The 15483-nt window shown below is 70.6% G+C and carries 12 protein-coding genes and 1 pseudogene; 11 read left to right on the top strand and 2 right to left on the bottom strand.

The annotated features are described in order from the left end of the window. The first annotated feature begins 15 nt into the window (after positions 1 to 15). The 5 genes from NLX94_RS04730 (at position 16) to NLX94_RS04710 (ending at position 5106) form a co-directional block, all read left to right on the top strand. The gene (locus tag NLX94_RS04730; RefSeq protein ID WP_254381304.1) at positions 16 to 1389 is read left to right on the top strand and encodes a GAF domain-containing protein; all 1374 of its coding nucleotides are present in this window, start codon (positions 16 to 18) and stop codon (positions 1387 to 1389) included. 55 nt (positions 1390 to 1444) lie between these two features. After that, positions 1445 to 2968: an aldehyde dehydrogenase family protein gene (locus NLX94_RS04725; protein ID WP_254381303.1), complete on the top strand. Its 1524-nt coding sequence runs from the start codon at positions 1445 to 1447 to the stop codon at positions 2966 to 2968. A gap of 109 nt (positions 2969 to 3077) precedes the next feature. Beyond that, positions 3078 to 3365, top strand: coding sequence for a hypothetical protein (locus NLX94_RS04720; RefSeq protein ID WP_254381302.1), 288 nt, complete (start codon positions 3078 to 3080; stop codon positions 3363 to 3365). Between the two features lie 137 nt (positions 3366 to 3502). Continuing rightward, positions 3503 to 4801, top strand: a complete 1299-nt coding sequence (locus NLX94_RS04715; protein ID WP_254381301.1) for an ArsB/NhaD family transporter — start codon at positions 3503 to 3505, stop codon at positions 4799 to 4801. A 23-nt stretch (positions 4802 to 4824) separates the two neighbouring features. Beyond that, positions 4825 to 5106 (top strand): DUF3040 domain-containing protein, encoded by a 282-nt coding sequence (locus tag NLX94_RS04710; RefSeq protein ID WP_254381300.1) that lies wholly within the window; start codon positions 4825 to 4827, stop codon positions 5104 to 5106. Positions 5107 to 5162: 56 nt separating this feature from the next. On the opposite strand, the pseudogene NLX94_RS04705 reads toward NLX94_RS04710, so the two are convergent. Continuing rightward, positions 5163 to 6417 (bottom strand): annotated as a pseudogene (locus tag NLX94_RS04705) (cation:proton antiporter). 5 nt (positions 6418 to 6422) lie between these two features. Further along, complete coding sequence (locus NLX94_RS04700; protein WP_254381299.1) at positions 6423 to 6893, bottom strand: cation:proton antiporter regulatory subunit; 471 nt, start codon at positions 6891 to 6893, stop codon at positions 6423 to 6425. A 279-nt stretch (positions 6894 to 7172) separates the two neighbouring features. Here NLX94_RS04700 and NLX94_RS04695 point away from each other — a divergent pair, with 279 nt between their 5' ends. The 6 genes from NLX94_RS04695 to NLX94_RS04670 all read left to right on the top strand — a co-directional run bounded on the left by NLX94_RS04695 (position 7173) and on the right by NLX94_RS04670 (position 15418). Beyond that, a complete protein-coding gene (locus NLX94_RS04695) occupies positions 7173 to 8126 on the top strand; it encodes a sensor histidine kinase (protein WP_254381856.1) in 954 nt (317 codons plus the stop codon). Next, positions 8123 to 8788, top strand: a complete 666-nt coding sequence (locus NLX94_RS04690) for a response regulator transcription factor (RefSeq protein ID WP_254381298.1) — start codon at positions 8123 to 8125, stop codon at positions 8786 to 8788. Before NLX94_RS04695 ends, NLX94_RS04690 begins: the two co-directional genes overlap by 4 nt. 183 nt (positions 8789 to 8971) lie before the next feature. Next, positions 8972 to 10783 (top strand): NAD-binding protein, encoded by a 1812-nt coding sequence (locus NLX94_RS04685; RefSeq protein WP_374683901.1) that lies wholly within the window; start codon positions 8972 to 8974, stop codon positions 10781 to 10783. Between the two features lie 116 nt (positions 10784 to 10899). Further along, positions 10900 to 11727, top strand: coding sequence for an FAD binding domain-containing protein (locus tag NLX94_RS04680; RefSeq protein ID WP_254381297.1), 828 nt, complete (start codon positions 10900 to 10902; stop codon positions 11725 to 11727). Continuing rightward, the gene (locus NLX94_RS04675) at positions 11724 to 14450 is read left to right on the top strand and encodes a molybdopterin-dependent oxidoreductase (protein ID WP_254381296.1); all 2727 of its coding nucleotides are present in this window, start codon (positions 11724 to 11726) and stop codon (positions 14448 to 14450) included. The genes NLX94_RS04680 and NLX94_RS04675 overlap by 4 nt, the downstream gene beginning before the upstream one ends. Beyond that, on the top strand, positions 14447 to 15418 hold the full coding sequence (locus NLX94_RS04670; protein ID WP_254381295.1) for an antibiotic biosynthesis monooxygenase: 972 nt from the start codon (positions 14447 to 14449) through the stop codon (positions 15416 to 15418). The genes NLX94_RS04675 and NLX94_RS04670 overlap by 4 nt, the downstream gene beginning before the upstream one ends. Positions 15419 to 15483 lie beyond the last annotated feature (65 nt).

Raw genomic sequence — 15483 nt, 5'->3', positions numbered from 1 at the left:
CCGCGAGAGGGCGACATGGACGATCCTTCGGTGGCTCTGCCGGGCGGGGCCGACCCCGCCGAGCGGACGCGGGAACTACGGCGGGCCCACGCCGCGTTCACCCAGGACGGGCGGGTCGAGGCCCCGGTGCGGGCGGTCATCGCGAGGTCCTGGCGCCGCTGCGCCCGGGCCCGGGTCAGCCCGGAGTGCACGCCCCGGATGGAGCTGGCCGGGGCGGAACTGCGGTCGTACCGGGAGCAGCACCCGCTGGCCCGGGTGCTCCCGCTGTTCCGGGACCTCGTGGGCGCCTTCGCCTCGGACGGGGCCCATCTGCTGGCGGTGTGCGACGCGCGGGGCAGCCTGCTCTGGGTGGAGGGCGAACCCGCCACGATGCGGCGCGCGGAGGGCCTCGGCTTCGTGCCGGGCGCCCGCTGGGCGGAGACGGCGATGGGCACCAACGCCCCCGGCACGGCGGTGGCGGTCGGGGAGCCGGTCCAGGTCTTCGGCGCCGAGCACTTCAGCCGCCGGGTGCACCCGTGGACCTGCGCGGCGGCTCCGGTCCGCGATCCGCACACCGGGAGGCTGCTCGGCGCGATCGACGTCACCGGGGGCGACTGGCTGGCCCATCCGCACTCCCTCGCCTTCGTGCGGGCGGTGGCGTGCGCGGCGGAGGCCCGGCTGGCCCTGCTGGATCCGGTGCCCCTGGACCGCCTGCCGCCTGCGGCCCGCCCCATCGCACTCGACCTCACCGCGCTCGGCCGCGACGAGGCGCTGCTGACCGGCCCGGGCGGCCGCGAGGTCCGGCTCGGGCGGCGGCACAGCGAGATCATGGCGCTGCTGGCGCACCACCCCGAGGGGCTGTCGGGGGAGGAACTGGCGATCGCCCTGTACGAGGACGAGTCGGTGTCACCGGTCACCCTGCGCGCCGAAATGTCAAGGCTGCGCGGCCTGTTGGGCCCCCGGGCCCTGCTCTCCCGCCCCTACCGCACGGCCGCACCGCTGGAGGCCGATTTCTCCGCCGTCACCCGCCACCTGGCCTCCGGCGCCGTCTCGGCGGCACTGGCCCGCTATCCGGGCCCGCTGCTGCCCGCATCGACGGCGCCCGGCGTCGTCCGGCTCCGACGGCACATCGGGGAGCAGGCGCGGGCCGCCGTGATCGCACGGGCCGACCCGGGGCTGCTGACCGACTGGGTGTGCAGCCCGTGGGGCGCCGAGGACACCGACGTCTGGCGGGCCCTGGCGGCCGTACTGCCTCCGGCCGGCCGGAGGGCCGCGCTGGCCCGCGTACGGACCATCGACGCGGAACTGGGGTCCGGTCTCGGGGCCGAACTCAGCTCTTCGGAAGCTGACTTGCACGCGGCCCGTTCGTCGCGCGGCCGTGCAACGTACCGGCAACCTGCCCGCCCCTAGCCTCACCACGAGCGCCGGCCGACGGAGGCCGGCGCCCGGCAAGGGGAGGACCACCATGGCCCGTTACGCTGCGCCCGGTACCGAAGGCGCGCTCATGTCGTACGCGTCCCGCTACGGCCACTTCATCGGCGGCGAGTACGTCGAGCCCGCGCTCGGGCGGTACTTCGCCAACCCCTCCCCCGTGACCGGCGAGACCTTCACCGAGGTCGCGCGCGGTACGGCCGAGGACATCGAGCGCGCACTGGACGCGGCACACGCCGCCGCGCCCGCGTGGGGACGCACCTCGATCACCGAACGGTCCACGATCCTGCTGCGCATCGCGGACCGGATGGAGCGCAACCTGGAGGCGCTCGCGGTCGCGGAGAGCTGGGAGAACGGCAAGCCGATCCGCGAAACCCTGGCCGCCGACATCCCGCTCGCCGTCGACCAGTTCCGCTATTTCGCGGGGGCCCTGCGCGCTCAGGAAGGTGCCCTCAGCCAGATCGACGAGGACACCGTCGCCTATCACTTCCACGAGCCGCTGGGCGTGGTCGCCCAGATCATCCCGTGGAACTTCCCCCTCCTGATGGCCGTGTGGAAACTGGCGCCGGCCCTCGCGGCGGGCAACGCGGTGGTGCTGAAGCCGGCCGAGCAGACCCCGGTGTCGGTGCACTACCTGATGAGCCTGATCGCCGACCTGCTGCCGCCGGGCGTGGTGAACATCGTCAACGGCTTCGGCGAGGAGGCCGGCAAGCCGCTCGCGTCCAGCCCCCGGGTGGCGAAGGTGGCCTTCACCGGGGAGACCTCCACGGGGCGGCTGATCATGCAGTACGCAGCAGAGCACCTCAAGCCGGTCACCCTGGAACTGGGCGGCAAGAGCCCGAACCTCTTCTTCGACGACATCTGGACCACGGACGACGACCTGCGGGACAAGGCCCTCGAAGGCTTCACCATGTTCGCCCTCAACCAGGGCGAGGTGTGCACGAGCCCCTCCCGCGCCCTGATCGAGCGCGGCCGCTACGGCGACTTCCTCGACGCGGCCGTGGCCCGCACCGAACTGATCGTGCCGGGGCATCCGCTGGACACGGACACGATGATCGGGGCTCAGGCCTCCGCGGAGCAGCTGAAGAAGGTCCTCTCCTACGTGGAGATCGGCCAGCAGGAGGGGGCCAAGATCCTCACCGGCGGCGGGCGCATCGACCACGGCGGCGAACTGGCGGGCGGCTTCTACGTCCAGCCGACCATCTTCGAGGGCGACAACCGCATGCGGATCTTCCAGGAGGAGATCTTCGGCCCGGTGGTGTCGGTGACCTCGTTCCAGGACTTCGACGACGCGGTGCGCATCGCGAACGACACCTCCTACGGCCTCGGCGCCGGCGTCTGGACCCGCGACATCAACACGGCCTACCGCGCGGGCCGCGCGATCCAGGCGGGCCGCGTCTGGACCAACTGCTACCACGCCTACCCGGCCCACGCGGCCTTCGGCGGCTACAAGCAGTCGGGCATCGGCCGCGAGACCCACAAGATGATGCTGGAGCACTACCAGCAGACGAAGAACCTCCTCGTCTCCTACTCCCCGAAGAAGCTCGGCTTCTTCTAGAGCCACGAAAAAAGGTGCCTGACCCGCGGGTTTCCCCGGGTCAGGCACCTTTGTCAAGCCGCCAGGAGCCGAGCCCGGGACAAAGGAACCCCGCGGCCTGGCCACCTCGATGACCGACTCCGTCGCAGGCGCCTTCACCGCCATCTACGACCCCGACGCCGGCCGCTTCCTCCAGGTGGACCCCGTTCCGGGCGGCGCCCGCAACGCGTACGAGTACGTGGGCGCGGACCCGGCCAACGCCTACGGTGTGGCCGGTCTGCCGGCCTCGGGCATCCCCGTCGTCGTTGCCGGCGCCATCCGGTGGTTCGCAACAGGGCTGGTCCGGGGAAGGTCTTCCGTCGTCACGTTGGCGAAGATGGGTGCTGGCCCCGATGCGCCGGGCTGCGGCGCCAGGTGATGGTGGGGATCCGGAGCACCTTCTGTTCGGGGCGTCCCTCGTGGGGCGAGGGTGCTCGCGGCAGCACCTGTGAACGGAGCCGCGCCGATGACGACCCCGACCCCGCGTCACCCCCGCATCGGCTGGGCGGGCCCACCATGAACGTCACCGCGTGGCTGGCCGTGGCGGTGTTCGCGGCCGTCTACGTGCTGATCGCTACGGAGAAGGTCCACCGGGTCGCCGCGGCCTTGGGCGGTGCGGTGGTCATGCTGCTGATCGGCGCGACCCATCCGGAGCACGCGTTCTTCTCCGACGTGGCCGGCATCGACTGGAACGTCATCCTCTTGCTCCTGGGCATGATGTTGATCGTCTCCGTCCTCAAACGCACCGGCCTGTTCGAGTTCGTCGCGATCTGGGCCGCCAAACGGTCGCAGGGCCGCCCCTATCGGCTGATGGTTCTCCTGATCTTCGCGACGGCGTTCCTCTCCGCGTGGCTGGACAACGTCACCACCGTCCTGCTGATCGCCCCCGTGACCATCGCGGTGTGCACCAAGCTCGGCGTCCCGGTCGTGCCCTATCTGATCGCCGAGGTGATGGCCTGCAACATCGGCGGCGCCGCCACCCTGATCGGTGACCCGCCCAACATCATGATCGGCTCCCGTGCCGGACTCTCCTTCAACGACTTCCTGCTCCACATGGCACCCATCACCACGGTCCTGATCGTGGTGTTCGCGGTGATGGCCCGGTGGATGTTCCGCGGCTCCTTCTCCTACGACCCGAAGCGGGCCGCGGACGTCATGGCCATGCGCGAGCGCGACGCCATCACCGACACCCGCCTGCTGGCCGTCAGCGGCATCGTCGTCGTGATCGTGATGGCCTGCTTCGTCCTGCACACCACCCTGCACCTGGAGCCGTCAGTCGTGGCGATCTCCGGAGGCCTGCTCCTCCTTGCCGCATCCCGGCTCGGCGCCCGCAAGGTCGCGGCCGACGTCGAGTGGGAGACCCTGGCGTTCTTCGCCGGCCTGTTCGTGATGGTCGGCGCCATGGTCCGGACGGGGATCCTCACCGACCTCGGCCAGGCAGCGGCCCGTGCACTGGACGGCAACCTGTTCGGCGCGTCCATGGCCCTGCTGTTCGGATCGATCGTGCCGTCCGCGGTCATCGACAACATCCCCTTCGTCGCCTCGACCGGCCCCATCGTCTCCGAGATCGTCGCCACCTCCGGAGGAGTCGAGAAAGCCCAGGTGTTGTGGTGGTCCTTCGCGCTGGGCGCGGACCTGGCCGGCAACGCCACGATCATCGCCTCCTCCGCCAACGTCGTCACCGTCGGCATCGCCGACCGCGCCGGACACCACATCTCCTTCTGGCAGTTCAGCCGATACGGCCTGATCGTCACCGCCGTCACCACTGCCATGGCCGGCCTCTACGTATGGCTGCGCTACTTCGTACTGGCCTGACCGACAGAAAGGAGGCAACGACCATGACGGAATTCGATGATGAGCGGATCGCCGAACTCGAAGCCGTGCTGTGGCACGACGATCCCCGCTTCGCCCGCGGACTGGGCAGAGGCCGCCCCCGCCGGCCGCGCGAGTACCGCAACGGCCGGGCCTGGCTGGCCATGGGCTCGGCCCTGTCCGCCGTGTTCACCGGTGCGATGGTGCCCCACGGGCTCCTGCTGGGGGTCGGTCTGATGGTGGCCGCGTTCGCGGTGAACCTCTTCGACACCAGTCGCCGGCGCCGCCTGCGCCGCCGCAGGCCCTAGGGAGCCGGCGGGCTGGGTGATCGTGGGCAAAGACCTGATCGGCATTGAGTTCCAACTCACGCGCGGCCGGCCGGGTCCTGCGCCTGGTCCTTGAGATCCTCCCGGGATCCCGGCTGCGTCGGCATCGCGGCCAGGGTGGCCGCCGCCGGTGGGGTACGGCGGCTGCTGACCCAGGCGGCCACGGGTTCGGTGTAGCGGGCGGTGAGCGGCCCGATCACGACGAGTATCAGGACGTACGCGGTCGCGAGCGGGCCCAGGGCGGGTTCAATGCCGGCGGTGACGGCGAGCCCGGCGATGACGATGGAGAACTCGCCGCGGGCAACGAGGGTGCCGCCGGCCCGCCAGCGGCCCTTGACTCCGATCCCGGCCCGTTTCGCCGCCCAGTACCCGGTGGCGATCTTGGTGCCCGCCGTGACCAGGGCGAGCGCCAGCGCGGGCAGCAGTACGGGCGGGATGCTCGCAGGGTCGGTGTGCAGGCCGAAGAAGACGAAGAACACGGCTGCGAACAGGTCGCGCAGCGGGCTGAGCAGGGTGTGGGTGCCCTCGGCGACCTCGCCGGAGAGGGCGATGCCGACGAGGAACGCGCCGACCGCGGCGGAGACTTGGAGCTGCTGGGCGATGCCCGCGACGAGCAGGGTCAGGCCGAGGACCACGAGGAGGAGCTTCTCGGGGTCGTCGCTGGAGACGAAACGGGAGATGTGGCGTCCGTAGCGGACCGCGACGAACAGGACCGCGCCGGCGACGCCGAGGGCGATGGCCAGGGTCGCGCTGCCGGCGGCGAGGCTCACTCCGGCAAGGAGGGCGGTGATGATCGGCAGGTAGACGGCCATGGCGAGGTCTTCGAGGACCAGGATCGACAGGATGACCGGGGTCTCGCGGTTGCCGACCCGCCCCAGGTCGCCCATGACCTTGGCAATGACCCCGGACGAAGGAGATCCAGGTGACTCCAGCCAGAACCACGGCGGCGACCGGACCCCAGCCCAGCAAGAGCGCGGCCACGGCACCGGGGACGGCATTCAGGGCGAAGTCGACCAGGCCGGCCGGGTACTGGGTCTTGAGGTTGGAGACCAGGTCCGATGCGGTGTATTCGAGGCCGAGCATGAGCAGGAGGAGAATGACGCCGATCTCGGCGCCGATCGCCACGAACTCCTCGCTTGCGCCCATGGGCAGCAGTCCGCCGGTGCCGAAGGCCAGACCGGCCAGGAGGTAGAGCGGGATGGGGGAGAACTTCAGTCGTCCGGCGACCCGGCCGAGCAGGCCCAGGCCGAGGATGATCGCACCGAACTCGATCAGGAAGAGAGCGGAGTGCACGGGCGTCACTCCCGTCCGAGTATCGCGGCGGCGGCGTCGACGCCCTCGCGGGTGCCGATCACGATGAGGGTGTCCCCGCCCGCCAGACGGAAGTCCGGCGCGGGCGAGGGGCGGGCTTCCGCGCGGCGCAGTACGGCCACGATCGAGACGCCCGTCTCGGTCCGCATCCTGGTCTCGCCCAGCACCCGGCCGTTCCAGTGCGAGTGGGCGGACAGTTCGATCCGCTCGGCGACCAGGCCGAGATCGGTGGTGTGCAGGACGTTCGGGCTGTGGTGGGCGGGCATCAGCGCGTCGATCAGCGAGGCCGTCTCCGCACCTGTCAGGTGCAGGGACTGCGCGCAGGCATCGGGGTCGTCGGCCCGGTAGAGGTTCACGGTCCGCGTGCCGTCGCGGTGTGCAACCACGGAGAGGTGGCGGTGTTCGCGGGTGGTGAGGTCGTACTGGACCCCGATGCCGGGCAGTGGTGTGGTGCTCATCCGTGGAGCAGGCACAGCTGTCCCCCTCGTGTTCGTTTCTGTACGTGATGCCGCTACGGCGGACACTCGTTCTCGGGCAGGAGAGGACCGCTCGGCCGGCCCATCGTGCCACTTTTCACGCCTTCGAAATATGGGTGTCGGCACGGATGGACATCAGCCTTCCATCGACGTGAGGATGGAGCGGGGAAGTGGGTTCCGCCGCAGGTCGCCGTACCTGGAGACGGGGCGGCCGGGCGGCCGTGGCAGATGCTGGGGGACCGGCTGGAAAGGCGTGTGGCCGTGTCGTTGTACTGGCGGATCTTCCTTCTGAACGCAGGCGTTGTGTGTGTCGCGGTGGCCCTGCTGCTGGGCCCGGTCACCGTTTCCACGCCGGTGCTGTTCGGGGAGGCGCTCGTGCTGCTCGGCGGACTGGCCGCGATGCTGATCATCAACGCGGTGCTCCTCAAGGTCGGGCTGGCCCCGCTCGCCCGGCTGAACCGGGCCATGGCGGCCGCCGACCTCCTCAAGCCCGCCACCCGCCCGACGATCAGCGGCGGCGGGGAGGTCGCCGCGCTCACCCGGACCTTCAACGCCATGCTCGACCGCCTCGAAGCCGAGCGGGCCACCAGCAGCGGCCGGGTGCTGACCGCGCTGGAGGCCGAACGCAAGCGCATCGCCCAGGAGCTCCACGACGAGATCGGCCAGACCCTCACCGCCGTCCTCCTCCAGATCAAGTACGCCGCCGACCGTGCTCCCGAGCCGGTGCGCACCGATCTGCACCAGGCCCAGGAGACCACCCGTGCCAGCCTGGACGAGATCCGCCGCATCGCCCGCCGGCTGCGCCCCGGTGTTCTGGAGGAACTCGGCCTGCACAGCGCGCTGCGCTCCCTGGCCGCCGAGTTCACCACGCCGCGCCTGGGCGTCACCGCCCACATCACCCCCGGACTCCCCCACCTGGATCCGGCCACCGAACTTGTCATCTACCGCGTCGCGCAGGAGGGACTGACCAACGCCGCCCGGCATTCGGGCGCCACCCGCGTCGAGGTCCACCTGCGGCCCCTGCCCCGCGGCGGCACCGGACTCCTGGTGCGCGACAACGGCCACGGCCTCGGGGAGGCACACGAGGGCGCCGGCATCCAGGGCATGCGTGAACGTGCCCTGCTGATCGGTGCCGAACTCCTCGTCGGGGCCGGTCCGCACGGCGGCACCCAGGTCCGACTTGACATGCACGAGATCACGGGGGCAACCGCATGAGTCAGCCGGAGGCCGGGCCCGCCCGCATCCTGCTCGCCGACGACCACACGCTCGTCCGCCGCGGCGTGCGCCTCATCCTCGACGCCGAACCCGACCTGACCGTGGTCGCCGAGGCCGCCGACGGCGCCGAAGCCGTCGCCCAGGCCCGTGCCCTCGACCTCGACCTCGCCGTCCTCGACATCTCCATGCCACGCCAGACCGGCCTCCAGGCCGCCCGCGAACTCGCCCGACTCCAACCAGGGCTGCGGATCCTGATGCTGACCATGTACGACAACGAGCAGTACTTCTTCGAAGCCCTGCGCGCCGGAGCCTCCGGGTACGTCCTCAAATCCGTCGCCGACCGCGACCTCGTCGAGGCCTGCCGCGCCGCGCTGCGCGACGAACCCTTCCTCTACCCGGGTGCGGAGAGCACCCTCATCCGTACCTACCTCGACCGCGCCCGCACGGGCGGCCCGCTGCCGGAGCGGCCGATCACCGAGCGGGAGGAGGAGATCCTCAAACTGGTCGCCGAGGGCCACAGCTCGAAGGAGATCAGCGACCTCCTCGTCATCAGCCCCAAGACCGTCGAACGACACCGCGCCAACCTGCTCCAGAAACTCGGCCTGCGCGACCGTCTCGAACTCACCCGCTACGCCATCCGCGTGGGCCTGATCGAGCCGTAGCCGTAGCCGTAGCCGTAGCCGTAGCCGTATCAGTAGCAGCAGTCGCCCTGGCGGGGACCGGGGACAGACCGAAGTCTGCACGCCATCCGGCCGCCCTCGCCCGCGCCCGGGACATGCGGGCGGCGACGCCCAAGGAGCAGCGGGCTGAGGAAGAGTCCGAGGCACAGGAGCAGGAGGAAAACCGTGACGCAGAGCGGCTCGAACCCCCCGCCGGTGATCGTCTGTGGTGACGACGCGCTCGCCGTACGGCTGGCGGGCGAACTCCACGACATCTACCGGCAGCCCGTCACGCTCATGCTGCCCGACGCCGACACCATCGGCCCCCAGCCCCCCGCCACCACGCACGTCATCGAAGCCGACACGGCAGACGCGGCGGCGCTGCGGGAGGCGGGCATCACACGGGCCGCTGCGCTCGCGCTCGTCTACGAGGACGACGAAGCCAACATCCGTGCTGCGCTGACCGCCCACCGCATCAACCCGCGGGTCCGCCTGGTCATCCGCCTCTACAACCGCAAGCTCGGCCGTTACCTCGCCGAACTCCTCGACCAGGCCGCAGTGGTGGCCGGGGGCCAGGTCGGCGAATCGGCCATCACGGTCCTCTCGGACGCCGACACCGCCGCCCCCGCCTTGGCGGCAACCGTCGTCGCCGGCACGAGCAAGGTCCTCCAGGCCGACGGCCTGCTGTTCCGTGCGATCGAACGCACCCCACGACAGCGGCGCGAAGCCTCCGAGCCGGCCCTGTGCACGCTGGCCCTGCTCTCCTCCACCACGGAGGATCCCGCCGGCACCGAAGGGACGGACGCCAGTGGGCCGGCCGGTCCCCGGCTCCTGCCCGCTGCGATGGAGATAGCGCAGTCGGCACAGCGCGGCGCCGTCGTCCTCGAGGCCGTATCGCACACCGCCCAGTCCCCGGCACCCCGCAGGCTCAGTACCGCCCGTCTCCCGGTGATGGAGCTGTTCTCGCGCCGGGTCCGCTGGTCACTGGCCGGCTTCACCGCCGCCGTCATCGCCATCACCATCACGTCCTGGATCACCACCGGCGACCCCCTCGCCCACTCCGCCTACATCACCCTCCTGGACCTCTTCTCCATCAACGACCCCGCAGTCGAGGACACCGTCGAACGCCAGCTCCTCCAGCTGTTCACCGGACTCGTCGGCCTGCTCCTCCTCCCCGTCCTGGTCGCCGCCGTCCTCGAGGCGTCCGGATCCTTCCGATCGGCCTCCGCCCTGCGCCGCCCTCCGCGTGGCACCGGCGACCACATCGTTCTGCTCGGCCTCGGCAAGATCGGCACCCGCGTCCTGGCCCGCCTGCGCGAACTCGACATCCCTGTCGTCTGTGTGGAGGAAGACCCCGAAGCCCGCGGCATCCCCATGGCACGGAGCCTGCGCGTGCCGGTCATCCTCGGCGACGTCACCCAGGACGGAATCCTCGAAGCCGCCCGCGTGCACCGCGCCCACGCCCTCCTCGCCCTCACCAGTTCCGACACCACCAACCTCGAAGCGATCCTCTGCGCCCGCACCATCAACCCGGACCTGCGCGTGGCACTGCGCCTGTACGACGACGAATTCGCCACCGCCGTCCACCGCACCCTGCGCGCCGCCCACCCCCAGGCGGTGACCCGCAGCCGCAGCGTCACCTCCCTGGCCGCGCCCGCATTCGTGGCCGCCATGATGGGACGCCAGATCCTGGGAGCCCTGCCCGTCGAACGCCGTGTGCTCCTCTTCGCCGCCATCGACGTGGCGGGCGTACCCCACCTCGACGGCCGGACCATCGCGGACACCACCAGGCCCGGCCACTGGCGCGTCCTCGCCCTCGACACCGCCGACCCGGCCGACCGCCGACCCGACCTGCGCGCCACCCGCCTCGACGGCCAGGCCCACGTCAGCGGACTCCTCTTCGACCTCCATCCCGGCCACGTCCTCGGACCCGACGACAGAGTGATCATCGCCGCCACCCGACAAGGCCTCGCCCAGCTGCTCGACAGCGGACCGTAGCGATGTCCAGGACCGGTCGAGGCTTCGCCCGGGCGCGCGGGACCGGCCCGTTCTCAGTACGCTGGAAAAGAGTCTTTGTGCCACCGGTCTCTGCTCTGGATCGGGCAGGTGTTTCCATGGACCTCAACACCATCACCGAAGTCGTCCGGCGTCCGTCCGACCGGCCGGGCAGGGACTGGCGCGAGGGTGATGCCTGGCTCGCGGGCGGGACGTGGCTGTTCTCCGCGGAGCAGCCGGACCTGCGCCGTCTGGTCGATCTGACCGCGCTGGGCTGGGAGCCCCTCGTGCCGAGCGGCGCGGGCCTCGAGATCGGCGCCACGTGCACCATCCGCGACCTGTACGCCTTCGCACCGCCGGCCGGCTGGATCGCGGGCCCCCTGTTCGCGAAGAGCTGCGAGGCGTTCCTGTCCTCGTTCAAGGTCTGGAACTCGGCGACCGTCGGCGGAAACATCTGCATGTCCCTGCCTGCCGGCCCCATGATCACACTGACGGTCGCGCTCGAGGCCGCGTACGAGCTGTGGGCTCCCGACGGGTCCGTGCGCAGCGTCGATGCCCTCGACTTCGTGACCGGGAACCACCGGAACATCCTCGCTCCCGGGGAGATCCTGCGGCGCGTCAGCGTTCCTGCGCGCGCCCTGCGCAAACGCACCGCGCACCGCCGCTTCGCACTGACCCGCCTCGGCCGTTCGACGGTCTTCCTCATCGGCACGCAGACGCCGGGAACGAGCGACCTGCTGCTCACCGTCACGGCCGGCACCACACGCCCGGTGCGCATCGCCTTCGACACCATGCCCGATGCCCGCGCCCTGCAGCAGAGCATCAACGGCATCCCCGCCGACGTCTGGTTTGCCGACCCCAACGGCACCCCGGACCACCGCCACCACCTCACCCTGCACTTCGCCGAAGAGATCCGCCATGAACTCACGGCTGGGGGCCCGGCATGACGTACACCGTGAACGGCAGGGACTTCGCCGAAGAACCGGACCCGGGCCAGTGTCTGCGTACGTTCCTGCGTGCGCTCGGCCATTTCGGTGTCAAGAAGGGCTGCGACTCGGGCGACTGCGGCGCGTGCACCGTGTGGCTGGACGGCAGTCCGGTCCACAGCTGCATCACCCCCGCCTTCCGTGCGGAGGGCCACGAGGTGACCACGATCGAGGGTCTCGGATCACCCGGCGACCTGCATCCCGCGCAGCGCCGGTTCCGGGACGCCCCGGGGTTCCAGTGCGGTTTCTGCACCGCAGGAATGATCATGACCTCGGCGACGTTCACCGAGGCCCAGAAGGCGGACCTGCCGCGGGCGTTGAAGGGCAACCTCTGCCGCTGCACCGGCTACCGGGCCATCGAGGACGCGGTGAAGGGCGTCGCCAGTGTGCAGACGGCCGCACCGGGAAGGGCCGTCGGAACGAGCGTCGGTGCGCCGGCGGCCGAGGACGTGGTGACCGGTCGCGCCGAGTTCACGATGGACACCCGCATGGAAGGGATGCTGCACCTCAAGGTGCTGCACTCGCCCCACGCGCACGCCCGGATCGTCTCGATCGACAGGACCGCCGCTCTCGCCGTTCCCGGCGTGCATCGCGTGTACACCTGGGAGGACGTGCCGCGCAAACGCTTCACGACGGCGATCCACACCGACCACCTCGTCGATCCGGACGACACGTACATCCTCGACGACACGGTCCGCTTCGTCGGCCAGCGCGTCGCCGCGGTGCTCGCCGACACGGTGGGCGCTGCGGAGGAGGGCTGCCGGAAGGTGGAGGTGGAGTACGAGGTCCTGCCGGCGGTCTTCGACCCCGAGGAGGCCATGGCCGAGGGAGCGCCGCAACTGCACGGCTCGGAGGACCCGTTCGTCCGCGACTCGGTCCACAACCTCCTCCTCGAGATCCACTCCCGCATAGGCGATGTCGACGCCGGCTTCGCCGAAGCCGACGTGATCCACGAGGCCACGTACTCCTCACCGCGGGTGCAGCACGCGCATCTGGAGACGCACGGCTCGATCGCCTGGATGGAGGACGGCCGGCTGAACGTCCGCACCAGTTCGCAGTCGCCGTCGATCGCGAAGGTCAAACTGGCCTATCTGTTCGCGCTGCGCCCGGACCAGCTCCGCGTGTTCTGCAAGCGTGTCGGCGGCGGTTTCGGCGGCAAGCAGGAGGTCATCTCCGAGGACCTGGCCGCGCTCGCCGCCCTGGACACCGGGCGGCCCGTCTCCTTCGAGTACACGCGCGAAGAGGAGTTCACCACGGCATCGCCCCGGCATCCGATGAAGCTGACGGTCAAGCTCGGTGCCCGGTCGGACGGAACGCTCACGGCGTTCCAGGTCCGCAACGTGTCGAACACCGGCGCCTACGGCAACCACGGCGGCGAGACCCTCTACGCGGGCGGCGCCGCCGTCATGATCTACCGCTGCCCCAACAAGAAGTACGACGCCTTCTCCGTCTACACGAACACCGTTCCGAGCGGCGCACTGCGCGGCTACGGGATGACCCAGCCGGCCTTCGCCGTGGAATCGGCGATGGACGAACTGGCCCTCGCACTCCACATGGACCCGCTCGAACTGCGACGCCGCAACATCGTGCGCCCCGGCGATCCGCTCGTCGCCCTGCACGACGGTCCCGACGACGTGATGTTCAACGAGGACGGGCTCGGCAAGTGCATCGACCTCGTGGCCGGAGAGCTGGCCCGTACGGCCGATCAGCCCTCCCCCGGCCCCGGGTGGCTCGTCGGGGTCGGCGTCGCCAGTTCCCTGCACGAGACCGCGCCCCCGACCGAGCACATCTCCGAGGCCTGGATCACGCTCGGCGACGACCTCGTGTACGAGCTGGCCGTCGGCACCGTCGAGTTCGGGGAGGGCACCTCGACCGCGCACGTCCAGATCGCGGCCAACCAGCTGGGTACGATCCCGTCGCGGATCCGTCTGGTGCAGTCCGACACCGACCGCACGGGATTCGACACCGGCGCCTTCGCGAGTGCCGGCCTCTTCGTGGCGGGCAATGCGGTCCTCCAGGCGGCCAACGCGGTGCGGGACCGCATCCTGGAGTTCGCCGCCGCCCATACGGGCGTCCACCTGGTGATGTGTTCCATGGACGACGAGCACGTCGTCTGCGGGGACGAGCGCGTCTCGCTGGCCGCGCTCGTCGCCCTGGCCCGGGCGCGCGGCATCCGGTTCACCGCCGCGCGCAAGGCGTACGGCTCGCCCCGCAGCGTCACCTCCAATACGCAGGGCTTCCGCATCGCCGTCCACCCGGTGACGGGTGAGATCCGCATCCTGTACAGCGTCCAGGCGGCCGACGCCGGCGTGCTCATCAACCCGGAGCAGGTCCGGGGGCAGGTGGAGGGCGGTGTCGCTCAGGGCATCGGGTTCGCGCTGACCGAGAACTACCAGGTCGACGCGGAGGGCGTCATGGCCAACCCGAACCTCCGCAACTACCGCATCCCCACCTACGCCGACGTGCCCCGCACCCACGTCCTCCTGGTGGGCTCCTCGGACTCCGTCGGGGCCATGCGGTCGAAGGGGATGGCCGAATGCTGCATCAACCCGGTGGCCCCCGCCCTGGCGAACGCGCTCCGTGACGCCACGGGCATCCGCTACCGCGAGCTGCCCCTCACCCCGGAACGGATCTACGGCCGGCTCGTGGAGAGCCGTTCGGCGCGGACGGGCACGAGACGATGACGGCCGAACGCCGGCCGGACGCCGGGGCGACGGTCATCATCGGCCGGAAGGTCCGCCCCGGCATGGAGCGGGCGTACGAGAAGTGGCAGGAGGAGGTCAACGCCGCCGCCTCCCGCTACGCCGGTCACCTCGGCGCCGAGGTGACCAAGCCGACCGCCCTGCAGCCCGACTGGGTGATCGTCTACCGGTTCGACTCGGTGGCCCATCTGCAGGCCTGGATGAACAGCGGGACCAGGCAGAGGCTCCTCGACCTCGGCGCGCACTACTTCGACGGTCCTGCCACCCAGCAGGTGATCAGCGGCGGCACCCAGCCGACGGACCCGCTCGTGACCGTGGTGGTGAGCCACCGCGTCCACCCGGACAACGTCGACGACTTCCTCGTGTGGCAGGAGCACCTGAGCCAGGAGGAGGGCAAGTTCGCCGGGTTTCGGGGCACGGAGATATTCCGTCCCGTCGAAGGCGTTCAGGACGAGTGGACCACCCTGTACCGCTACGACAACGCCGAACACCTCGATGCCTGGCTGACGTCGGCGAAGCGGCGGGAGGTACTCGCCGAAGGGGAGAAGTTCGACGACTTCAGACTGCGCACGATCGACAACTCGTTCGGCAGCTGGTTCGCCTTCGAGGAGAACGGCAAGGAGGCGCCGCCCCCCTCGGAGACCAAGACCGCCATCGCGGTCTGGGTCGGCCTCTACCCGACCGTCGTGCTGCTGACGCTCGTCCTGCATCCGCTGGGCATGCCGCTCTGGTTCGGGCTCCTCGTGGGCAACCTGCTGTCGAGCTTCATCATGAGCTTCTTCACGATGCCGTACTACGTCAACCGGCTGCTCAAGCGGTGGCTGAGACCCCCACCGGCCGAACCCCGGGCCCGGACCAACCTCCTCGGCCTGAGCATCGTCGCCGGGCTGATGGTGTTCTGGGTCCTCGTCTTCTACCTCATCACGCAAGTGTTCTGGACCCTGCCCTGACCCGGGGTGCAGTACGGCAGGATGTGGCCACGCATCGCCCGTCCCCCGTACCGAGAGGTTCTGCC

The organism is Streptomyces sp. TBY4, from assembly GCF_024213195.1.
Taxonomy (GTDB): Bacteria; Actinomycetota; Actinomycetes; order Streptomycetales; family Streptomycetaceae; genus Streptomyces.
Note: the sequence above shows the minus strand (reverse complement) of the source record. Positions and strands in the feature narration are given on the sequence as shown.